The sequence below is a fragment of the Ferrimonas kyonanensis DSM 18153 genome (assembly GCF_000425405.1).
In the GTDB taxonomy this organism is placed as follows: domain Bacteria; phylum Pseudomonadota; class Gammaproteobacteria; order Enterobacterales; family Shewanellaceae; genus Ferrimonas; species Ferrimonas kyonanensis.
The window spans coordinates 54,290-74,325 of sequence record NZ_KE384368.1 but is presented as its reverse complement, the minus strand read 5'-3'; the positions used below and the strand labels follow the sequence as shown (position 1 = coordinate 74,325).

General features: G+C 55.6%; 20 protein-coding genes and 2 tRNA genes. 13 read left to right on the top strand and 9 right to left on the bottom strand.

Translation table 11 applies throughout. The features are described 5' to 3' along the window. Positions 1 to 42: 42 nt before the first annotated feature. Positions 43 to 1,146: a phosphoribosylaminoimidazolesuccinocarboxamide synthase gene (locus tag H598_RS0120945; RefSeq protein WP_028114753.1), complete on the bottom strand. Its 1,104-nt coding sequence runs from the start codon at positions 1,144 to 1,146 to the stop codon at positions 43 to 45. Between the two features lie 362 nt (positions 1,147 to 1,508). On the opposite strand from H598_RS0120945, the gene H598_RS0120940 reads away from it, so the two are divergent. Genes H598_RS0120940 through H598_RS0120920 form a run of 5 tightly spaced genes read left to right on the top strand, consistent with a single transcriptional unit; the run spans position 1,509 to position 6,411 of the window. After that, positions 1,509 to 2,969 carry a cytochrome c oxidase subunit II gene (locus tag H598_RS0120940; protein WP_028114752.1) on the top strand — a complete coding sequence of 487 codons (1,461 nt, stop codon included), beginning with the start codon at positions 1,509 to 1,511 and terminating at the stop codon, positions 2,967 to 2,969. Positions 2,970 to 3,002: 33 nt separating this feature from the next. Continuing rightward, positions 3,003 to 4,769 (top strand): cytochrome c oxidase subunit I, encoded by a 1,767-nt coding sequence (locus H598_RS25170; RefSeq protein ID WP_051252925.1) that lies wholly within the window; start codon positions 3,003 to 3,005, stop codon positions 4,767 to 4,769. Next, on the top strand, positions 4,766 to 5,422 hold the full coding sequence (locus H598_RS0120930; RefSeq protein WP_028114751.1) for a cytochrome c oxidase subunit 3: 657 nt from the start codon (positions 4,766 to 4,768) through the stop codon (positions 5,420 to 5,422). The genes H598_RS25170 and H598_RS0120930 overlap by 4 nt, the downstream gene beginning before the upstream one ends. 9 nt (positions 5,423 to 5,431) lie before the next feature. Further along, complete coding sequence (locus H598_RS0120925) at positions 5,432 to 6,079, top strand: heme-copper oxidase subunit III family protein (RefSeq protein ID WP_035416380.1); 648 nt, start codon at positions 5,432 to 5,434, stop codon at positions 6,077 to 6,079. Positions 6,080 to 6,087: 8 nt separating this feature from the next. Continuing rightward, positions 6,088 to 6,411, top strand: coding sequence for a cytochrome C oxidase subunit IV family protein (locus H598_RS0120920; protein ID WP_028114749.1), 324 nt, complete (start codon positions 6,088 to 6,090; stop codon positions 6,409 to 6,411). An 8-nt stretch (positions 6,412 to 6,419) separates the two neighbouring features. Here the strand turns inward: H598_RS0120920 and catB are convergent, their stop codons facing one another. Together catB and H598_RS25165 are read right to left on the bottom strand one after the other, a co-directional pair. Beyond that, a complete protein-coding gene (gene catB / locus H598_RS0120915; protein WP_028114748.1) occupies positions 6,420 to 7,049 on the bottom strand; it encodes a type B chloramphenicol O-acetyltransferase in 630 nt (209 codons plus the stop codon). 99 nt (positions 7,050 to 7,148) lie between these two features. Next, on the bottom strand, positions 7,149 to 7,700 hold the full coding sequence (locus H598_RS25165) for a hypothetical protein (protein WP_051252923.1): 552 nt from the start codon (positions 7,698 to 7,700) through the stop codon (positions 7,149 to 7,151). 175 nt (positions 7,701 to 7,875) lie between these two features. Here H598_RS25165 and H598_RS0120905 point away from each other — a divergent pair, with 175 nt between their 5' ends. Next, positions 7,876 to 8,715, top strand: coding sequence for a 23S rRNA (adenine(2030)-N(6))-methyltransferase RlmJ (locus H598_RS0120905; protein WP_028114747.1), 840 nt, complete (start codon positions 7,876 to 7,878; stop codon positions 8,713 to 8,715). 56 nt (positions 8,716 to 8,771) lie between these two features. Here H598_RS0120905 and H598_RS0120900 read toward each other — a convergent pair whose 3' ends face one another. Both H598_RS0120900 and H598_RS0120895 read right to left on the bottom strand, forming a co-directional pair. Further along, positions 8,772 to 10,466, bottom strand: coding sequence for a sensor domain-containing diguanylate cyclase (locus tag H598_RS0120900; protein ID WP_028114746.1), 1,695 nt, complete (start codon positions 10,464 to 10,466; stop codon positions 8,772 to 8,774). A 258-nt stretch (positions 10,467 to 10,724) separates the two neighbouring features. Continuing rightward, on the bottom strand, positions 10,725 to 11,249 hold the full coding sequence (locus tag H598_RS0120895) for a DUF2058 domain-containing protein (protein WP_028114745.1): 525 nt from the start codon (positions 11,247 to 11,249) through the stop codon (positions 10,725 to 10,727). A 204-nt stretch (positions 11,250 to 11,453) separates the two neighbouring features. On the opposite strand from H598_RS0120895, the gene H598_RS0120890 reads away from it, so the two are divergent. The 3 genes from H598_RS0120890 (at position 11,454) to H598_RS0120880 (ending at position 13,089) form a co-directional block, all read left to right on the top strand. Continuing rightward, positions 11,454 to 12,581 carry a M14 family metallopeptidase gene (locus tag H598_RS0120890; RefSeq protein WP_028114744.1) on the top strand — a complete coding sequence of 376 codons (1,128 nt, stop codon included), beginning with the start codon at positions 11,454 to 11,456 and terminating at the stop codon, positions 12,579 to 12,581. A gap of 116 nt (positions 12,582 to 12,697) precedes the next feature. Next, positions 12,698 to 12,774 (top strand) — tRNA-Pro (locus H598_RS0120885). Between the two features lie 238 nt (positions 12,775 to 13,012). Further along, a tRNA-Pro gene (locus H598_RS0120880) sits at positions 13,013 to 13,089 on the top strand. Between the two features lie 437 nt (positions 13,090 to 13,526). Here H598_RS0120880 and H598_RS0120875 read toward each other — a convergent pair. Both H598_RS0120875 and H598_RS0120870 read right to left on the bottom strand, forming a co-directional pair. Beyond that, entirely contained in the window at positions 13,527 to 14,219 is a 693-nt protein-coding gene (locus H598_RS0120875) for an LrgB family protein (RefSeq protein WP_035416378.1), read from the bottom strand. A gap of 4 nt (positions 14,220 to 14,223) precedes the next feature. After that, positions 14,224 to 14,685: a CidA/LrgA family protein gene (locus H598_RS0120870; protein WP_084144568.1), complete on the bottom strand. Its 462-nt coding sequence runs from the start codon at positions 14,683 to 14,685 to the stop codon at positions 14,224 to 14,226. Between the two features lie 100 nt (positions 14,686 to 14,785). On the opposite strand from H598_RS0120870, the gene H598_RS0120865 reads away from it, so the two are divergent. Further along, positions 14,786 to 15,676: a LysR family transcriptional regulator gene (locus H598_RS0120865; protein ID WP_028114741.1), complete on the top strand. Its 891-nt coding sequence runs from the start codon at positions 14,786 to 14,788 to the stop codon at positions 15,674 to 15,676. Positions 15,677 to 15,798: 122 nt separating this feature from the next. On the opposite strand, the gene H598_RS0120860 is transcribed toward H598_RS0120865, so the two are convergent. Both H598_RS0120860 and H598_RS0120855 read right to left on the bottom strand, forming a co-directional pair. Beyond that, entirely contained in the window at positions 15,799 to 16,332 is a 534-nt protein-coding gene (locus H598_RS0120860; protein ID WP_028114740.1) for an outer membrane beta-barrel protein, read from the bottom strand. Positions 16,333 to 16,496: 164 nt separating this feature from the next. After that, positions 16,497 to 17,336, bottom strand: a complete 840-nt coding sequence (locus H598_RS0120855; protein ID WP_028114739.1) for a BrxR family helix-turn-helix transcriptional regulator — start codon at positions 17,334 to 17,336, stop codon at positions 16,497 to 16,499. 325 nt (positions 17,337 to 17,661) lie between these two features. Here H598_RS0120855 and H598_RS0120850 point away from each other — a divergent pair, with 325 nt between their 5' ends. The 3 genes from H598_RS0120850 to H598_RS0120840 are packed head-to-tail and all read left to right on the top strand — an operon-like array spanning position 17,662 to position 20,034. Continuing rightward, positions 17,662 to 18,678, top strand: coding sequence for a hypothetical protein (locus H598_RS0120850; RefSeq protein WP_028114738.1), 1,017 nt, complete (start codon positions 17,662 to 17,664; stop codon positions 18,676 to 18,678). 56 nt (positions 18,679 to 18,734) lie between these two features. Continuing rightward, positions 18,735 to 19,139 (top strand): hypothetical protein, encoded by a 405-nt coding sequence (locus tag H598_RS0120845; protein ID WP_028114737.1) that lies wholly within the window; start codon positions 18,735 to 18,737, stop codon positions 19,137 to 19,139. Between the two features lies 1 nt (position 19,140). Then, entirely contained in the window at positions 19,141 to 20,034 is an 894-nt protein-coding gene (locus H598_RS0120840; protein WP_028114736.1) for a hypothetical protein, read from the top strand. Positions 20,035 to 20,036 lie beyond the last annotated feature (2 nt).

Genomic DNA, 20,036 nt, shown 5'->3' with positions numbered 1-20,036 from the left:
CCAGCAGTCGCTGGCCTTTGTGTTGCGTGGCATTCGGCGCGTTTAGTCGATCAGGCCATACTGGCTGCGCAGAATGTCGATGATCTCCGCCTTGGGGTTAGCAGACAGAGTCAGCGGTTCACCGGTGACCTTTTCGGCGATGTCGATGTAGGTTCTGGACACATCCATCAGTACCGATTCTGGCAGGGCATTGTCCCTGGCTAGGGCGCTGCGCTCCTCCATCCGATCTTTGTTAAGCAGAATGTCCGGATCCGGGAAGTGGTTCAGCAACATCTGACGGAAGCCCTCTTTGGATTTTTCCACCACCACGCCATCGCGGTACTGGGCCCCATCCCAGATGCGGGAAGAGTCTGGTGTGCCTACCTCATCCATGTAGATCAGCTTCTCCTGACCCTGGCTGTCGGTGACGTAGCCAAACTCGAATTTGGTGTCGACAAACACCTGGTCCAGCTCAGCCAGGGCGTTGCTGATCACATCGAAGCCCTCTTTGAGCAGACGCTCGTAGCGGTCGATGTCGTCCAGCTTGGTAAAGTTGAAGGCGGAGTAGTTGTTAACGATGTCAGAGCGGGTAATGTTGACGTCGTCCACCGCTGGCACGCCGGGAATGCCGGTCAGAATCCCTTTGGTTGACGGGGTGATCAGCAGTTCCGGCAGCTTCTGATCTTTCTCCAGGCCATCGGCAATCTCAATGCCGCAAAACTCGCGCTCGCCCTTGGCGTAGCTGCGCCACATGGAGCCGGTAATGTACTGGCGGCAGATCGCTTCGATCATCACCGGGCGAGCCTTCTGCACGATCCACACGAAGGGGTGGGGAATGTCCAGAATGTGGCTGTCGGCCAGCCCTTGCTCGCGGAACAGCTTGAACCAGTGATTGGAGATGGCATTGAGGGCGGCGCCTTTGCCGGGTACGCCGTTCAGGCCTTGCTCGCCATGCCAGATGCAGTCGAAGGCGCTAATGCGATCGCTGATGACCATGATCGCCAGCGGCGCATCGGCGGCGACGTCGTAGCCTTTTTCCTTGATCAGGCGGGCACTGTCGGCTTCGGTCAGCCAGTACACACTGCGGACTTTGCCGCTGTGGACCGGCTTATCGGTACGGATAGGAAGATCGTCGTTAACGGCCAATACGGTGTCAGCAAGACTCATTGCAACTGTCCTGTTGTTAGAGGTTGTAGGGTAGTACTGAAGCTCACCAAGTTTATTTTATGGTTGTTGGTGTGGCTCTACGGCCGGCTTTCAGTGGCCCGAATGATACCAGATAATGGCCTCTGCTCCATCGGAGTTGTTGATATATTAGCCGTATTTTGGCAAACACAGTGTTCTCAAACTGGCGCTAATGTGCCGAATTCAGTCGACATTCCAAGGCGTTTTTGTGGTGCCGATCGCGTCGTTGATTGGCAGGAGTGCGGTTCTGCTTCTAGTCTTAGTGGTTATCGCTAGGGCGGAAACGCTAAGCAGTTCAGAGTTCTGCCTCGGCTTCCATTGCAAGCGGTTTTTGGATGTCGCCTATGACCATTGCCATCGCGCTGATTGCTCTGTTGTTGGTGTCCCTTTGGTTCCATTTCGCCGGTGGCTGGAGCCTGCCCCCTCTTGCGTCCAACTGGAGCGACATTGACCTAACCATTGGCATTACCCTCGCCATTACCGGTTTGGTGTTCATCGCGGTAGTGGTGTTCATGGCCTACGCCGTCTACCGGTTTCGATATCGCCGCCACAGCCGCTCTCAGTATCAACCCGAAAACAAACGCCTGGAGTTGTGGCTCACCGGATTCACTGCCGTGGGCATTACCGCCATGCTGGTGCCGGGCCTGTATGTGTACTCCGACATCGTCACGGTTCCCGACGAGGCTCACCAGGTCGAAGTGTTGGCTCAGCAATGGAGCTGGCAGTTCCGCTTACCCGGAGACGATGGCGTGCTGGGCAAAACCGACATCAAGCGCATCGGTCCCGACAACCCGTTTGGCATCGATCCGGTGGACCCCGCGGGTCAGGACGACCGCCTGGTGGTCGGTAACCGGCTGCACCTGCCGGTCGGCATACCGGTTCAGGTACTGCTGCGCTCCAAGGACGTGCTGCATGACTTTTATGTGCCTCAGTTTCGCAACAAGATGGACGCCGTTCCCGGCATCGTATCGTCGCTGTGGTTCACACCGGTGAAGCTGGGGGAGTTTGAGATTCTCTGCGCCGAGTTGTGCGGCGTGGGGCATTTCAATATGCGAGGGGCCGTTGTCGTTCAGGAGCCTGAGCAGTTTCAGCAGTGGCTGACCGCCTTGCCGACCTTTGCCGAAGGTGCTGCGACCGCGGCCAATGCCGGGCTGTCGCCACAGGCCCGCGAAGGGGAGTCGTTGGCTCAATCCCAGGGCTGCCTGGCTTGCCATGGCTTTGAAACCAGTCCGTTGGCACCAAGCTGGCTGGGGCTGTATGGCAAGGTGGAATCTTTCACTGATGGTTCGCAGCGCGTGGTGGACGATGACTACCTGATCGAGGCCATCGTCGATCCCGGTGCCTCGCTGGTGCAGGGGTACACCAATGTGATGCCGCCCTATGCTGCCCTCACCGAACTGCAACTGGCGGCGCTCATCGCCTACATCAAGGAGCGGGGTGGCGTCGCAACGGATTCCGCTGAGCCGGCAGCGGCCTCGCCAGCCAGTCCATCGCCTTCGGAGCCCGCCGAGGTTGAGGCGACCGAGTTGGATGGTGCTCAGCTGGCACAGGTTAAAGGTTGCATTGCCTGCCACAGCCTTGATGGTCGTGCCGGCATTGGCCCCAGCTGGCTGGGACTGGCAGGCAGTGAACGCACTCTGGCTGACGGGCGGGTGGTGGTGGCCGACGAGGCTTACCTGCGCCGGGCGATGCTGGAGCCGGCGGCGGAGTTGGTACAGGGCTATCAGCCGCTGATGCCACCGATGCCGCTTACCGAAAATGAGGTGCAGGCCCTTATTGATTACCTGAAGCAGTTGTCGCCCTAAGGGGCGGTGGCTCGGTGAACAACGGGAGAGACCATGAGTCAGGAACAGGCGCACCCGGAGCCCACGGGGTTCTGGCAAAAGTACGTATTCAGCCAGGATCACAAGACCATTGCGATTCAGTACACCCTGACGGCCATCGCGGTGGGTATGGTGGCGCTGGTGTTGTCAGGCTTGATGCGCTTGCAGCTGGGGTTTCCCGAGACGTTCGATTTCATTGACCCGGCCTCCTACTACCAGATGATCACCATGCACGGCATGATCATGGTGGTGTACCTGCTGACGGCGTTGTTCCTGGGGGGATTTGGAAACTATCTGATTCCATTGATGGTGGGCGCGCGGGATATGGTGTTTCCATTTCTGAATATGCTCAGTTACTGGACCTACCTGGTGGCCGTATTGATTTTGATGGCCAGTTTCTTTGTTACCGGCGGCCCGACCGGGGCCGGCTGGACCCTGTATCCTCCCCAGGCGATCCTGCCGGGCACGCCCGGAGTGGACGGCGGCATTGTGCTGATGCTGGTGTCTCTTGCGGTGTTCATCGTTGCCGCCACCATGGGCGGGCTGAATTACGTCACCACGGTGCTGCAGGCTCGCACTCGGGGGATGACGCTGATGCGCATGCCGCTGACGGTGTGGGGGATCTTTATCGCCACCATTATGGCATTGCTGGCGTTTCCGGCGTTGTTTGTCAGCGCGGTGATGATGTTGTTCGATAAATTGCTGGGCACCAGCTTCTTTATGCCGGAGCTGATTTCTCTCGGCCAGGCGACGGAGTTTGGCGGCGGCAGCCCGATTTTGTTTCAGCACCTGTTTTGGTTTTTCGGTCACCCGGAAGTGTACATTGTGGCCCTGCCTGCCTTTGGCATTGTGTCGGATCTCATTAGCGTCAATGCCCGCAAAACCATCTTTGGCTATCGGATGATGGTGTGGGCCATTGTCATTATCGGCGTGCTCAGTTTTGTGGTGTGGGCGCACCATATGTACGTCTCGGGCATGAACCCCTATTTTGGTTTTTTCTTTGCCGTTTCGACCCTAATCATCGCCGTGCCTACCGCCATTAAGGTCTACAACTGGGTACTGACTCTGTGGCGCGGCAACGTGCGGATGACGGTGCCGATGCTGTTCTCCATCGCCTTTGTACTGACCTTTGTGTTTGGCGGAATGACCGGGCTGTTTCTCGGCAACGTGGTGGTGGATCTGCCGCTGTCAGACACCTATTTTGTGGTGGCCCACTTTCATATGGTAATGGGGGTGGCGCCAATTCTGGTGATATTTGGCGGCCTTTATCACTGGTACCCCAGCATCACCGGCCGCATGCTGCATGATGGACTGGGAAAACTGCACTTCTGGATTACTTTCCTGGGTACCTGGGCCATCTACTTCCCCATGCATTACCTCGGAGTGCTGGGGTTACCGCGGCGATACTACGCCTACGACAATTATGACTTTATTCCGCCGGAAGCCCATGCCATCAACGCTTTTATCACCGTGGCGGCGCTGATTGTCGGGGTGGCTCAGTTGCTGTTCCTGTTCAATCTGGCCTGGAGCTATTTCCGTGGCCCGCTGGCGAAAGCCAACCCCTGGCAGGCGGCCTCTTTGGAGTGGCAAACGCCGACCTTGCCGCCGGGGCACGGCAATTGGGGGCCCAGTTTACCTGTGGTGTACCGCTGGCCTTATGACTACGGCGTGCCGGGTCATCCGCAGGACATGGTGACTCAAACCGATCCTTGGCAGGCCGGGAAAATCACGCCAACGGATACCGAGGTCCCCTTGGCACCGAACTCGGGAGGTGGGGCATGAATCCGCTGCAAATGCTGGCGACCAAGCCCTGGGAGCAGGGCGGTCAAGAGCTGCCGACCATGAGCCGCGGTAGCGCCGGGTCGGTGGGCTTGTGGGTGACGCTGGCGGTGATTACGTCGCTGTTTTTCCTGTTTGTGCTGTCGTCCATCATGCGGTCTCAATCGCCAGACTGGCAGCCATTGACCGAGCAGCCCTGGCAGCCATTGTTTGATCTGAAGCCGCTGTGGATCAACACCCTGATATTGCTCGCCTCCAGCATGACCATGCAACTGGCGTACTTGAAGAAACAGCAAGGGGAGGGACGCTGGGCGCTGTTGGTGGCATTGGTATTGGCACTGGGGTTTATTGGTGGTCAGTGGTCGGTCTGGCAGAGTTTTGCCGCGGCCGGCTTCGGCCTGACCAGTGGCCCCAGTGCCGGTTTCTATTACCTGCTTACGGGCTTGCATGCGCTGCATCTGCTGGCGGCGCTGCTGGTGGTGGCGTGGCTGCTGCCCCAGTTGTGGCAACCACAGCGGGGGAGGGCGTCGTTGCGGCTGTTGACCCGCTACTGGCATTACCTGTTTGGGCTCTGGTGTGCGTTGTTTGCCTTGGTGAGTCAGCCTCCTGGTCGTTATGAAACTCTGGCGGCCCTGTGTGGCATTGCGGTGAATTAGGAGTTGAGCATGGCTGATTTTCGGCAGTTTGTGACCGATTGGTCGGCGGATAAACAGACCTTTCGCGTGCCCTGGGGCAAGGCGATGATGTGGATTTTTTTGCTTAGCGACACCTTTGTCTTTGGGTCTTTCCTGGTCGGGTATATGGTCGCCCGCACCTCTACCATTGAGCCCTGGCCGTTGGCAACCGAGGTGTTTGCGCTGCAGGTCGGCGCGACCTCGGTGCCGCTGCTGCTGATTGCCATCATGACGTTTATTTTGATTACTTCCAGCGGCACCATGGCGATGGCGGTAAATTATGGCTATCGCCATAAGCCGGTCATTGCGGCACGGCTGATGTTGATTACCGCCATTCTGGGTGCCAGCTTTGTGGGCATGCAAGCCATTGAATGGACCAAGCTGATCAGCGAGGGGGTTCGGCCCTGGGCCAACCCCATGGGGGCATCTCAGTTTGGGGCGGCCTTCTTTATGATCACCGGTTTTCATGGCTTGCATGTGTCCATTGGGGTGATTTTGTTGTTGGTGGTGGCCAATCGGGTGCGTCGCGGCGATTACCTGGCCAGCGGTGACTATGGCATTGTCGAAACCACCGGATTGTACTGGCACTTTGTGGATCTGGTGTGGGTGTTCATCTTTGCGTTTTTCTATCTGTGGTAAGGGAGGCGATGATGGCGATGCAACAACCGGCTCAGCATCCGATAGGCCTGTATTTTAAGGTCTGGGGGCTGCTGTTTGTGCTCAGTGCGCTTTCCTACAGCGTCGACTATATGGCGCTGCAAGGCATGCTGCGCTGGAGTTTGATTCTGATATTCATGGTGCTAAAGGCCGGCCTGATCGTCGCGGTGTTTATGCACATGATGTGGGAGCGGCTGGCGTTGATCTATGCCATTTTGTTGCCGCCTTTGGCCTTGTTGGTGCTGGTGCTGTTGATGCTGCTGGAGTCCGATTACACTCACCTCAGCCGCCTGACCCATTTCAGTAGCGGCTGAGGACAGAGTTATTCCTTCCAGCTGAGCCACAACTGAAACAGCCCGTCGATGTCGGCGCTGCACAGCAGCGGCATCGCTTGCTGCACCTGGCTGTCGGGCCAGTGCCACCACTGCATCTGTTGCAGCAATGCGATCTGTTCGGGGCTGAAGCGAGCCTTAATCTCCCTGGCAGGGTTGCCGCCAACCACGGTGTAGGGAGCCACGTCTTTGGTCACCAGGGCGCGGCTGGCAACAATAGCGCCGTCGCCGATGCGGACTCCGGCCATGATCATCGCCTCTGAGCCTATCCAGACGTCATTGCCCACTTGCGTATCACCGGCGCGGGTAAAGCCATCGTTGGCACCGGCAAAGGCGGGATGGTTTTGATAGAAAAACGGGTAGGTGCTGGCCCAGTCGCTTCGGTGCCCCTGGTTGCCGGCCATCATAAATACGGCGCCGGAGCCAATGGAGCAGTAACGGCCGATGATCAGGCGGTCAACGTCGGTCCGGTCTGGCATCAGGTAACGGGCGCAGTCGTCGAAACTGTGTTGGTGGTAGTAGCCGGAGTAGTAGCTGTGCTCACCGGCGATGATGTTGGGATTGGTGATCTGATCCCGAATCAGAGTGCCCACAAACGGGCTGTCGAAATGGTTTTGCATAGGGTCGGTACTTGTTATTGAGTTTGAGGGGCGGCAATACCACCGAAGCGGCCACTGTAGCGCCGCTGGAGGCCGTTGTCTGTGCGATGATAAACGCTTTTACCACAAAGGGTGCCGCAGCCACCAGTGCTGAAGACGTACCGCACCTGACTCGACGCCGGCACCGGTGCCGGCCTGAGCCAGCATGGGGTGTTGGCTGATCACCTGTTTCAGGGGCGGTTCCTGAGCCTGCTCGATGTCGACCACCAGCAAGTGTTGGCCGCCGGTGATGGGGCGGTGAAAATCTCGCAACAGCTGATCCGGGGTACTGATGCCGATCAGGCCGCCCTCCCAGATGCAGAATCCCAGCAGGATGGCTGCCAGCATCAGAAAGGGGGACCAGCCATAGGCGGAGTTGCCGACATCAAACAGGCTGGCGGCCGCCAGACACAACAAGGCCAGCTGCAGTCCAATTTTGGCTCCCTTTAGGGTGCAGTGGGCTAATTCAAGAAACAGCAATGACGAGGCGGTTTGCAGATGAAAGCGGGCGGCCAGTTTGGGTTTATTACTGACCACATGGATCTGTGCCGGGCTTAATCCCTGGCGCTCCAGTTGCCGCTCAATCTGTTCCAGCTCCCACAGGCTGCTGGCAAGATAAAAGTGTCTGGTCATGGTCCTCTCCCACTGGGATCGTCCGTGATGTTGACAAAGAATGCCCAAAGCCAAACTAACAGTATAAACAGCACGGCGAAGTTCGTCTTTTTTGGCGCCAATGCAAAGATTCGTCCACCTGCATCGGTGCATCTTGGTATACTTGCCCGATTGCCAAACTCAAGAGCCCTATCTTATGCTGAGCTATCGTCATAGCTTCCACGCCGGTAACCATGCCGACGTGTTGAAACACACCGTTCAGGCGCTGATCCTGGAATCCCTGAAGCGCAAAGACAAGCCCTTCGTGGTTCACGATACCCACTCCGGAGCCGGTCGTTACGATCTGCACTCCGAGCATTCTGAAAAAACCGGTGAGTACGTCGATGGCATTGCCCGCATCTGGGGGTTGGATTGCCCGCAATCGATGCACCCCTACCTTAAGGCAGTAAAGGCGCTCAACCCCAATGGCGAGCTTCGCCATTACCCGGGCAGCCCGTTGCTGACCAAGACCCTGACCCGTGAACAGGAGCGCCTGGTGTTGACCGAACTGCACCCGACCGATTTTCCTCGTTTGCGCCAGGAGTTTCGTGGTGAGCGCAGGGCAAAGCTCTATCAAGAGGATGGCTATGCGCGTCTGAAGGCATCGCTGCCTCCGAAAGAGCGGCGCGGTGTGGTGCTGATCGACCCGCCTTATGAGCTCAAGAACGAGTACAAAGATCTGGTCAAAGGGATCAAAGAGGCGGTTCAGCGCTGGGCTTCCGGCACCTACGCCATTTGGTACCCAGTAGTGCGCCGTCAGGAGATCACCACCCTGGAGCGGGCATTGGCCCGTACCGGCATTCGCAATATCCTGCAGATTGAGATGAACGTCGACGCCGACAACATGGATTACGGCATGACCGGCTCGGGCATGATCGTAATCAATCCACCTTGGACGCTGGAGCAGCAGATGAGAGAGTTGCTGCCTTGGTTGACGCCGAAACTGGCTCAGACCGAGCTGGCCAGTCATCGGGTGCATTGGATTGTGCCTGAGTAAGGAAAACGCATTGATTGCAGAAACGCGGCCCGGTCCGCGTTTTTTTGTGCCCGACATCAGGCCAGGGTGGGGCTGACCTCAAACTGAGCGTTGACATCGCTGGCACAGACCCGGTTGCGGCCCTCTTTTTTCGCCTGGTACAGCGCCTTATCTGCCAGTTGATAGATCTGCCTGGAGGAGAGGAATTGACCCGGGTCGATAGATTTGATGCCGATGGAAGCGGTGACATTGAGGGTCATGTTATCCAGTTGCATCGGGGTGGAGGCCAGCTTACGTCGAATCAACTCGCATTGGGCCATCAGCCCCTGGGTATCCGGCGCCATCAAAATGGCAGCAAACTCTTCGCCACCGACCCGAAAGCTCTGACCGTGCACCAGTTGCACCGCCTGGCTGATGACCCTGGCTGCGTGCTTCAGTGCCATATCGCCAATGTGGTGGCCATTTTGGTCGTTGATCAGTTTGAAATGGTCCAGATCGATCAACACCAGAGCTCGGGTTTGGCTGCTGACCTCAATCTCCAGTTTGTCCAGCTCATAGCGAAAGCTGCGGCGATTGGCCAGGCCGGTCATGGAGTCTTTGTAGGCTTGCTCTTTGAGCTTTAGGTTGAGGGTCTCCAATTCGCGATTGCGCTTGAGCATGTCGCGGTTCACTTTGGCCGAATCGTTGGTTTTGGCAATCACCAAGTCGGTTTGCAGCTGGTGGAACTGGCGGGAGATCAGGAAGCCCAGCAGTTGCATCTCAAAGGCAAACACAAACGCCAGCAGGTATTTGGTGTCGAATGGCAGCAGCATCCAGCCCAGGGCGTTGGTAAAGCTCAATCCGATGCACAGCAGTAAGCAGGGCCAGGCCAGGAAAAACAGCGAGTTGGTCCAGCCGGGGCGCTGCCAGGTGGCGAAGGCAGCGCAGCCGCTCAGCAGCGCCAAAATGGTCAGCGACAGAGGCACCATCAGGGTCAGCGAACCCAGAGGTACCCCAGACAGAGTGGCAATCAGGGCGGCGATCAACAGGCCACTGAGTACCTGCAGTGTTCGATAGAGGGGGCGGGCTTGCTGTTTCAGTTCCAGAAAGCTCACCCCAAATCGGGTAGCGCTAAGGATCAGGGCGGTGAAGGAGATCTGCAAAGCCCAGTAGTTGACTTCAGGTAGGGTTGGCCACAGCCACCGGTAGCCAAATCCATAATAAACAAAGGTGCAGGCCAGTGCCGCCATCAGGTATTGGGCGTAACAACGGAAGTTGCGATTCTTCAGAATCAGCGACAAGGTCATGCCATACAGCAGCATGATCCCCAGGGAGCCAAAGAACATTCCGTACAGGAAGTTACGTTGCAGTTGGTGCCGTTGCCACTCCTCCGGCGAGTATAGATTGATGGGCAACAGCTCGAAAAACCCGTGCTTGTTGGTGAGCCGCACCCAGACCACGGAGCTGGTGTTGGCGGGGATCTCCATCTCTACCACCGGGGTTACGCTTTGGATGGGACGGTTGTCAAAAGGCTGCTGATCCCCCATGCGGAAATGGCCGGCCAACTCGGAAAACACTTCAATTTGATCTTGAGTGGCGGAGCGAAATTCTAGCAGTCGGTTTCTGGGGGTATTGGCTTGATTGGTGACGGTGATTTTTAACCAGAATGAGGAACGAGAGACTCCGAAGCGAGTGATGTGGCCATCAAGGGGTACCCATTGCTGCGGGTCGAGGCGAACCACGTCAGACACCAGCAGGTTGGACTGGCTGTCTTCGTAATAGGAAATGCGCATATTAACCGGCGCTGCCCGTAATAAAAAAGGCAGTAGCAACAGTGCTAATAGGACGAGCGGTGTCCGGTTCATCTCACATTTCACTCTGCCAAATCCATTGGCGAATACAATTTTTGTGAAATCTATCACCGTCAAAATTTTGATGCACCGTCAAAATTTCGCTTTGTGATCCAGGTCTAGGAAATGGGGGGATGGCTGTGACAGTGCTTATCGATTGTTGGCTGGCCTAATATTAATTAGGCCAGCAATATCCGCCACTTACCACATGAGGTCATCGGGGATCTGATAGTCCGCGTAAGGGTCGTCTTCGGCCACTTCGCTGCTGTCAGACTTAGGCAGTTCAATCACGATGCTGGGGTCGCGCTGGTTAATCTTGTCTGCCACCTTGGTAGGCACCAATTCGTAGCTGTCGCCTTTAACGACAATGGCTAACTGGTTGGCAATTAACTGCTGTTGCTGAGCCTTGGTGACGTAGATCTTGGTGATCTTACCATTGTGGCTGAAGTTATAGGCGATGTCGCCGCGGCTGCGATCTTGAGCGCTGGTTTCAATCAACTGCTTGATCTGGGCAACGATCGCTTTGGCGTCGGCTTCCTGCTTGCGCTGTTGGTTCAGTTGACGGTCACGCTCTTGCTGCTCTTTCAGGCGCTGTTCAGCAGCCAGCTTGGACTCGTCGGTGACAACCTGTTTGGATTTGCGCTGTTTGTGCTTCTCTTTTTTGGCCTTCTGCACCGATTTCTTATCGGCCAGACCGGCTTTCATTAGTTGGTCTGCTAATGACATGGGAACTCCTGCCATGGGAACAATGATCGTTTCTTGGCTGAAGTGTATCAGTTCCGCGGCTTTTGCCAACCGCAGCAGGCGCTAAATGGCGGTCTCTTGGTCGCTGCTGCACGGGGGGACTGGCTGGAAAAATCGTGGATTTTCGACTTCGACTGCCCTAGGGTGAACCATCTGCCGACTCATTGTGACAGGACCTTTTTTATCGTGACCACCGTTTCATCTGACACCCTTGTTGTAGGACAGCAAGCCACCGGAGCCGATATTACGGTTCCGGTGATCCGTTTCACCGGTACCGGCGCGGCCCCCAGCGTGTACATTCAGGCCAACATTCATGGTGCGGAAGTGCAGGGCAATGCGGTCATTCAGCATCTGGTGGAACTGTTCAAAGCTCATCCTCCTAAAGGGGATGTATGCCTGGTTCCGATGGCCAACCCCTTGGGCATTAACCAAAAAAGCGGAGAGTTCACTCTAGGTCGGTTCGACCCCATCACCGGAGAGAACTGGAACCGGCAGTATCATTTTGAGGCCAGCCTGATTGAGCAACTGCTGCAAACTCATTTGAACGCCCCTGAAGCCGAGGTTGCGGCAGCGTTGCGTCAGGCGATGGCGGCGCAGATTGACGCCAAACTGGCATCGCCCTTTGGGGTGAAAAGTGGCCAGCATCTGGCGCTGAGATTGCAAAAGATGGCCCTGCAGGCCGACATTGTACTGGATCTGCATACCGGCCCTATCTCTGCCCGGCACTTGTATGTGCCCAGTTATGCTCAAGAGCGGGCACACCTGTTTAATATTCCGCTGAATATCGTGATTCCCAGTGACTTTGCCGGCGCCTTGGATGAAGCCAGCTTTAGTCCGTGGTGGCAACTGAGCGAGGCCATGGCCGCCCAAGGGCGAGCGCTGCCGGTGATGGTGGATGCGTTTACCCTGGAATTGGGGTCTCAGGAATATCTGAATGTGGCCGCGGCCCGCAATGACGCCATGGGAATTGCTCGCTACCTGCAGCATCGTGGAGTGCTGGGGGCGTTTGATTTGACCCTGCCGGAAATCCCACAATACGCCTGCACGCTAGAGAACTACCGCGCCATCTACAGTCCTTGTGGTGGTCAGATCGAGTATCTGGCGCCGCTGGGGGTGCCCGCCAGCGCCGAACAGGTTTTGGCCAGAATCTGGCATTTCGATGCGCTGGCCACCTCACGGCAGCAGAGCCGCGAGTTGCGCTTGCCAGAGGATGTGATTCCGGTACTGCATTTCGCCTCTGCCAGTGTGCGTCAGGGAACGGAGTTGTACAAAGTGCTGACACACTATTACCCCTTAACGGGTGCCGATGGTTAATTGGCGGGAGCCTGGTTATCATCTGAGCGACTGAGCCGTGGTCTGGTGAAAGAAAGCGCAGTCGGCCTGTCAGCGCTTGTTTTTCTGCCGAGACAGAGTATTGTTTGCGTCGTTGTCGGCCAGTAGCGCAGCCTGGTAGCGCACCGTCATGGGGTGTCGGGGGTCGGAGGTTCAAATCCTCTCTGGCCGACCACTTATTTTAGAGAAAGGCTCTGATCGTCTAGGTCAGAGCCTTTTTTGCATCTCCGCCCCTTAAAAAGTGCTGCGCACTTTGGGGTCGGACCGGGACGCCGGCCAATGGTGCGCCGCGCCAACGGATTGGCTTTGTGGACAAGTTGTGGTGTGTGGTGGGGTTAATTGACCAAAGAAGAGGCACTTAACTTTACAGCCCTTGCTTTTCCTTCGGGACAAGGTATTATCGCTTGCGTTGTCGGCCAGTAGCGCAGCCTGGTAGCGCACCGTCATGGGGTGTCGGGGGTCGGAGGTTCAAATCCTCTCTGGCCGACCACTTATTCAGAAAAAGGCTTCAGTCGTGAGATTGAAGCCTTTTTTGCATCTCCGCCCCTTAAAAAGTGCTGCGCACTTTGGGGCCGGACCGGAGCGCCGGCCGGGTTAAATCCTCTCTGGCCGACCACTTATTCAGAAAAAGGCTTCAGTCGTGAGATTGACGCCTTTTTTGCATCTCCGCCCCTTAAAAAGTGCTGCGCACTTTGGGGTCGGACCGGGGCGCCGGCCGGGTCAAATCCTCTCTGGCCGACCACTTATTCAGAAAAAGGCTTCAGTCGTGAGATTGAAGCCTTTTTTGCATCTCCGCCCCTAAAAAGTGCTGCGCACTTTAGGGTCAGACCGGGACGCCGGCCGACGGGAGAAAATCCATTCTGGCCGACCACTTATTTTAGAGAAAGGCTCTGATCGTCTAGGTCAGAGCCTTTTTCCATGACGGCGTTACACCAATATCGCGGCAAACAGCGGTGCACTCAGTACCATGGCAACGCCGGTAAATATCATGGCGAGGCTGGCGATAACGCCTTCTTGCTGGCCCATCTCTGTGGCCTTGGCCGCGCCGGCGCCATGGGCACTGGCACCCAATGCCACTCCGCGCGCCAGGGCTGAGCGAATTCCTGCCAACTTCAATATTGGTTCACCAATCAGCATGCCGATGATCCCCGTCAGCAGCACCAAGATGGCGGTCAGGTCAGGTATGCCGCCGAAGGCGGTGGTCGCCTCGACCGCAAAAGGTGTGGATACCGACCGAACCAGCACACTGTGGACCACATCGTCAGGCATCGGAAACAGCTTGGTGGTACACCAGGATGACAGCAGTCCAAACAGTAGCCCCGTTGCCACGCCCAGAGACAGGGTCAGGGGATACTGACGAATTAACTGTCGTTCCCGGTAGATGGGGACGGCGAAGGCGATGGTCGCCGGTGCCAGCAGTGCCATCAGCCAGTGGGTGTACACGTAGTAAGTCGGCAGTGGGATGGCCAGCAGGCTGACCAGACCGATCAGCGTCAGCGGTGCCAGGATAATGGGGGCTAACCACCATCGACGCCGTCGACGATACAGAGCTTTGGCGCCGTAATAGCTGGTCAGGGTTAGGAGCAGGCTCATCAGAGCCAGTAGGCTGATATGGGGCATGGCATTAATGGCTCTGTGGTTGCTGTGAAAGCCGTTGATTGCGTCGCTGCTCAAACCGGAACAGACGCTCCACCACCAGGGCGGTGGCGGCGATAACCACCATGGAGCCGGTGATCAGGCTGACGATCAAACTGGCACCATATTGTTGAAATAACGCATCGTACTTCAGCACGCCAATGACCGAGGGGATGAAGAACAACATCAGATCGCCGATCAACCAGGCTGCGCCCAGTGCCAGGGCGCGCTCAGAGCAGAGTTTCAGTTTCAGGGCCAGTAGCAACAACAGCATTCCCAGGACACTGCCGGGGAAGGGCAAGCGCATCCAGACCGCCAGTTGTTGGGTGAGCCAGGCCAGAAGACAGAGTGCTGCGGTTTGCAGCAGGGTCAGGCAAAGGCGTTTGCCCAGTGCCCGGGGCGATGATGAATTGTGGTGGGAAGGCTGGGTAGGGCGAGCATGACGGGTCATATGGGTGTGTCTTAATTTCAATGGATCGACAGTGTAGCCTTGCTAACAATATAAAAATAATGAATATTAATTATGGATTAAATAACCAAAGGTTTATGAGTTGGATCTGAAAGTCATTCGTTATCTGGTGGAGATCATCGACCATGGCGGCTTTGCGAAAGCTGCCGAAGCGATTCACATCACTCAGCCAGCCCTGTCCAAAGCCATACGTCAGCTCGAGCAGGAGTTGGATTTGGTGTTGCTGGAACGGGGACGGCGCGGCAGCCAACTGCGGCCGACCGTCTACGGCCAGGTGGTGTATCAACATGGAAAAGAGCTGCTGAACGTGCGGCGGGCGATGCTTCGGGAGTTATCGGCCCAGCGAAGCCTGACCTCCGGTGAGCTGCACATCGGCTTGGCCCCGCTGGGCAGTGCTGAGTTGTTTGCACCGGTGATCGCCAAATTTCGACACCTGTACCCCAAGGTGCACATGGATTTGATGGTCAGGGGCGGGGTGGAGCAAACCAGTGCCTTGCTCAAAGGTGAGATCGAGTTGGCGACCGGTATCATCGACTTTGGCGATGAATTTGACGGAGTGTTGATTCGTCAGGATCCCATGGTGGTGATTCTACCCCGGCAACATGAACTGGCCGTTCGCCCACAACTGACTTTGAGCGAGTTGGCGGACTCGCCGCAAATTTTGTTTGAACCTGAGTATGTGCTGCACGAATTGGTGGCCAATGCCTGTGTTCGGGCTGGGTTTACTCCCAAGGACGTTACTCGGGTTAGCCACCCCGATTTTGGTATCGCCCTGGTGGCGGCGGGCACGGGAGCGATGATATTGCCCAGTTTTATTGCCGAACGTCATGCGGTCGCTGGGGTAGTTCGTATTCCCCTGGCTGCCAGCGATCTCAGTTGGGAGTTGTCCCTGTTCTGGCGCCGTAACCAGCCGTTGTCCTTTGCGGCGCAGGCGATGGTCAGTTTGGTTAAAGAGCAGTTGGCGACGGATTAAAGAGAGTGTTCTGTTGCGTGGTTTGTCTTGCTCATCGGAATTGGTGTGTATCGAAGTTTTGGCATCTTTGAATCGAAACCAGCAAGTCGCCTGAATGACGACTTGCTGAACCGAAGGCGGATTTAGAAGGTGATGGTGGCACCGATGGTGTACATCCAGGTGTCGTCGAGCACATCCAGGTACTCAACTTCACCACGAATGGCCAAGCTGCCCAGTTCAAATTCAAGTCCGACGCCAGCGGCGACATCGAAGCCGTCGTCACTGACCTTATCGCCATCGTCGGTCAGATCCGAGTCCCAGTAGATGCCGCCCAGTTTACCGAAGGCGCGAACCGGCCCCAAAGGAATGCCGGCAACGGCAAACAGGTCCAATCCATAGGGATCGACTTTGGTACCAGAGCTGGAGGGGGAGCCTAAATCAACGTAACCGCCTTCCAGCGCAAACAGGCCGTTAAACTGATAGCCACCAAAAATTTTCCAGGCAAAATCATTCTCATCGAAGTCGAAATCGCCAATGTCCGGATCCGATCCGCTCTGCTGAATGCTGGCCGAGCCGATGGAGGCCCCGACATAAAAGCCTTCGTCTTTGGCGTGCGCGGTAGCACAAGCCGTTGCCAGCACGACAGCCAAACTTAGCGAATTTGTCCATTTCATCATCATTTACTCCTCGGTTTCTTGCGTCCTTGTCGCACATTGCCCCGTTGGCGTGTGCGAATCCTCTGCAACCCTTCACACTGTGGTGAATTTGTTGCGATTTGAGCGTAGTAGACAACCAGATAAACGCAAGTTTGCCGACGTTGATGACAGTTTGGTGCTGTTGATCAGCTGGTTGCTACCACCACATGTTGATATTCGGCAGGTAGGGAGTCGTTGTAGGGATCCGATACTGCCCATCGGCGCAGGTAATAGGGAAGCAGTGCTTTGGAAACCTGATGGGTCAGTGACAGGCTGTCCATGTCCATACCATAGTCTCGACCGATGATGACCTGCTGGCGTTGACTGAGTCTGGGGTTGGGGATCAGGGTGATGGCCTGCAGCGTGTTCCATTCCTCATCCTGGGCTTTCTGCTTGGCTGCGGGTTTGTCTTCGATGCTCAGTTGGCCACGAAAACGACTGATGACAAAGTCACGAAACTCCTGATTCTTCTCGCACCATGCCCGAACGTGCCAGCGGAAACCGTTAAAAACCAATGTGTGAGGAGCAAAAAGACGACCGGGATCGTCGTCTGGGCTGGGGTGAGCCAGGGAGTCATAATGGCCTTCCAGCGTCAGGTTGTTGCGGGCGGCCTTAATCAGAGTGCGGATGATGTGGGGTTCAACATAACGGGAGGGGGCATCCATGACATGGGTGCCGCCACTTTGAATGTGGGTCAGTGACAACATGCCACCCAACTCATCGTGTTTGTCCAACAGTTGCAGGTATTCGTGGGCGTGACCTTCACAGAACTGGGGTTTAAAGCCGTCGCCCGGGGTATAGCCTTTGAGTTGACGGTCGTACACCAGCGTCGTACCAGAGAACTCCCGAATGTAGGTGTTGATGTCTTTGGACGCTTGTTGGCGGCCAATGTCAAAAGCCTGGCACAGGTGGTTGGTGGTCAATCGGCCCTCCCATAGGGCGATGATCTCTATCAATCGATATCTCAGTTTCTGGTCTACGCGCATGCTTAAGGTTCCTACCTGCCTGAAAAGTTTACATGTTCATGTAGCCAGTGATGACATGTCGCCCCTGAATACATATCATGCAGCTTAACAGATTGAGCGGCAAAGTCCGACTGGGGCGTCGGTGGTAGCGACGCAACCGCTAGGAGAGTATGAATGGGAGAACAAATGGCTGGTCTAATTGTGTTTTTGGTACGGTATGCCGGAGTTAGAACGGATATTGAAAAAGGAATGAAATAAACACATTTCAAATCACTGTTTTTCGACGGTCATTACGTCATTATATGGGCTTGTCCCGCCTTATTTCATTGAACAATAAGTAGTCATTATGGAAATTTCTTCAATTCAGATCGGCATTGCGACCGTCAGTTTTTGTGTCATTAATTTTATTGTTTGTATCTATCTGGTGGTGCAGTTGAATGCAGTAAAAGAACGACAGATGCAGCACCAAATTGATGCCGATTCACAATTAAAAGAGGTATCGGGGAATCTTTCCTCGTTGATCGCCAACTTTGGTTCCTCTCTGCAAAAGGTCATCAGCGAAGATAATCGCGGCGTCCTGAAGACCCTGGCTGAGCAAAATCAGGCGCTCAAGCACAGTGACACGGCTCTGGTGGCTACCCTGAAGCAGTTGCACCAGGAGGGGGCCGAGCGTCACCGCCAGAGTGAGCAACGACTGCTCGAGTCTGTTGCCGATAGTCAGGAGCGTGTTCAGCAAGCTCAGACTTTACACACCCAGGAATTGGCGCTGAAGGTGCAGCAAGGGGCGCAGCAGGTTGGCGGTGAACTGTCTGATGCCAAAGAGGAATTGCTTAAGCAAATGGGTATCGATCGCGAAGCGAATGCGTTGGCGGTGCACGGCGTGACAGAGAGCATTGCTCAGCATCATCAACAGTCGCAGCGGGCATTGAATGAACTGGTGCAAGCGGGCGAGCGGAATCAGAAACAGAATGAATTTGGTCGTAAGCAGAGCGAACACAGCGTGATAGAGCAGTTGTCCGGGGTGATTCAGGCACTGAAGATCGAGAACGCCATTGAGTTGACCAATGGACTGGCGAACGGCAAGGAATTGAAGGTTGAGACGGCTGACTTCATTAAACATCTGGGTGACTGCAAGGTTACTCGAATGGAGGACAAAGCCTCAAATCAGGTGACCGAGATTATCTACAACCAAGGCAAAAAAGTCGCCTCGCAGACCTTTGCTGACGGCCTGCTTAAATATCAAATGACTTTTGGTTCTGATGGAAAATTGACCAAGGGCGAAGAGTTTGATGACCAGGGAAATATTGTATTCGAGTATCAATACAATGCTGCTGGTGAAATTACGAACCGTATTGATTTTTAACTTCGGCGAGTGTTCTTTTGCCATCACGGCACTCAGATTGAATAAGGTAATGAAGCATGTTTCTTAATGTACTGGCGAAAAACGATCGCAAACACTTTCTGAATCTGGCGCGTTTTGCCATGGGGTTGAACGGTGAAGACAAGGCCGAAGAGGTTCAGATTTTTCAGTCGTTCGTCCATGAGTGTGAACTGCACGGCTACCAGGCTAAAACCGCTGAACCGGAGATAGAGGGGTCGATTCAGGCGTTGACGCACCTGGCTGTCGGGCATAAGCGTGCGGTGATGATTGAGCTGTGCGGCATCATGTTGGCCGACAGCACCATCTGTGACAATGAGCGTGCCTTTATGGGGCGCCTGGCGTCTGCCTTTGAGCTGGAAGAGTACGAAGTTAAAAAGATCGAGCGTTGGGTCTCCGCCATGAACGATATGGTGGCCGAAGGTTACCAGATGGTAGGAGCCTGAGATGCTGGGACGAGTATGGAACGCAGTCAGCAGCGGAGTATCGGCGGTTGTTGATAAGGTTAAGCAGAGCTGTTCAAAAGCCTGGAATGCGGTGACCGGTAAAGACAAGTTCTTGGAAGCGGAGCGTTTGCACAAACAAACCATTCGTCGGTTTGAGAAGGAGCAGCGCCGCTATCAGGAGGCGGTGCAGTCCAAGAGCCTGGAGATAGAAAACCAGCTTAAGGCCATCAATGGCTTTAAGCTGAGCATTTTTGAACAGCAGTTTCCCCGTTTCGTGGCGCTGGCGAATCGTCTGCATAACGTTCGGGTGGCCGGCAGTCATTTCGAAGAGTTCTTTGATGACAATATCCTCGAAGTGACGTCGGGCACTGGCGTGCGCAGCAAACAGCAGCTGTTTGAGATTGATTTTAACAACCTGTCGTTTAAGGAGCTGGCACTGTCGATTCTCACCTTGGGCATCTTCTCTCGAAAGAAGGCGGCTGAATCGCTACAACAAGTGAAAGATGAAGCCTGCCGTATCGACGAAGAAATCGCCAAGATGACCGCGCAATTGGCGAAGATCGACCAGGTTGTCACATCCATCGATACTGTCGCGCTCTATTTTGAGCGCCTGATCAGCAACTATGCGGCGCTGTTGGAGCGATTCGAGTACGGCATCAATACCCAGCGTATTGTTCAGATGGGAGTGACCCCGGAGTTGTTTCGCGAAAAGCTGGATTTTCGCCTGCTGCCGGTGGCTCACATCGAGGAGTTTCAGGCATTGTTCAACCTGTCAGTGGTGTTGAAGCAGATGTCTCAGATGGCGTACTTGAGCGAACAGGGAGAGGTGGTGCACGGGGATACCGAGGCTGCCCAAGCGCTGTTTGACAAAGCCCAACAGATTCAGGCCGCTTAGGA

What these genes read in the sequence shown, in the direction of transcription:
- H598_RS0120945 (WP_028114753.1), bottom strand. Translation starts at nt 1,146, where the DNA reads ATGAGTCTTGCTGACACCGTATTGGCCGTTAACGACGATCTTCCTATC.
- H598_RS0120940 (WP_028114752.1), top strand. Translation starts at nt 1,509, where the DNA reads ATGACCATTGCCATCGCGCTGATTGCTCTGTTGTTGGTGTCCCTTTGG.
- H598_RS25170 (WP_051252925.1), top strand. Translation starts at nt 3,003, where the DNA reads ATGAGTCAGGAACAGGCGCACCCGGAGCCCACGGGGTTCTGGCAAAAG.
- H598_RS0120930 (WP_028114751.1), top strand. Translation starts at nt 4,766, where the DNA reads ATGAATCCGCTGCAAATGCTGGCGACCAAGCCCTGGGAGCAGGGCGGT.
- H598_RS0120925 (WP_035416380.1), top strand. Translation starts at nt 5,432, where the DNA reads ATGGCTGATTTTCGGCAGTTTGTGACCGATTGGTCGGCGGATAAACAG.
- H598_RS0120920 (WP_028114749.1), top strand. Translation starts at nt 6,088, where the DNA reads ATGATGGCGATGCAACAACCGGCTCAGCATCCGATAGGCCTGTATTTT.
- catB (WP_028114748.1), bottom strand. Translation starts at nt 7,049, where the DNA reads ATGCAAAACCATTTCGACAGCCCGTTTGTGGGCACTCTGATTCGGGAT.
- H598_RS25165 (WP_051252923.1), bottom strand. Translation starts at nt 7,700, where the DNA reads ATGACCAGACACTTTTATCTTGCCAGCAGCCTGTGGGAGCTGGAACAG.
- H598_RS0120905 (WP_028114747.1), top strand. Translation starts at nt 7,876, where the DNA reads ATGCTGAGCTATCGTCATAGCTTCCACGCCGGTAACCATGCCGACGTG.
- H598_RS0120900 (WP_028114746.1), bottom strand. Translation starts at nt 10,466, where the DNA reads ATGCGCATTTCCTATTACGAAGACAGCCAGTCCAACCTGCTGGTGTCT.
- H598_RS0120895 (WP_028114745.1), bottom strand. Translation starts at nt 11,249, where the DNA reads ATGTCATTAGCAGACCAACTAATGAAAGCCGGTCTGGCCGATAAGAAA.
- H598_RS0120875 (WP_035416378.1), bottom strand. Translation starts at nt 14,219, where the DNA reads ATGCCCCATATCAGCCTACTGGCTCTGATGAGCCTGCTCCTAACCCTG.
- H598_RS0120870 (WP_084144568.1), bottom strand. Translation starts at nt 14,685, where the DNA reads ATGACCCGTCATGCTCGCCCTACCCAGCCTTCCCACCACAATTCATCA.
- H598_RS0120860 (WP_028114740.1), bottom strand. Translation starts at nt 16,332, where the DNA reads ATGATGAAATGGACAAATTCGCTAAGTTTGGCTGTCGTGCTGGCAACG.
- H598_RS0120855 (WP_028114739.1), bottom strand. Translation starts at nt 17,336, where the DNA reads ATGCGCGTAGACCAGAAACTGAGATATCGATTGATAGAGATCATCGCC.
- H598_RS0120850 (WP_028114738.1), top strand. Translation starts at nt 17,662, where the DNA reads ATGGAAATTTCTTCAATTCAGATCGGCATTGCGACCGTCAGTTTTTGT.
- H598_RS0120845 (WP_028114737.1), top strand. Translation starts at nt 18,735, where the DNA reads ATGTTTCTTAATGTACTGGCGAAAAACGATCGCAAACACTTTCTGAAT.
- H598_RS0120840 (WP_028114736.1), top strand. Translation starts at nt 19,141, where the DNA reads ATGCTGGGACGAGTATGGAACGCAGTCAGCAGCGGAGTATCGGCGGTT.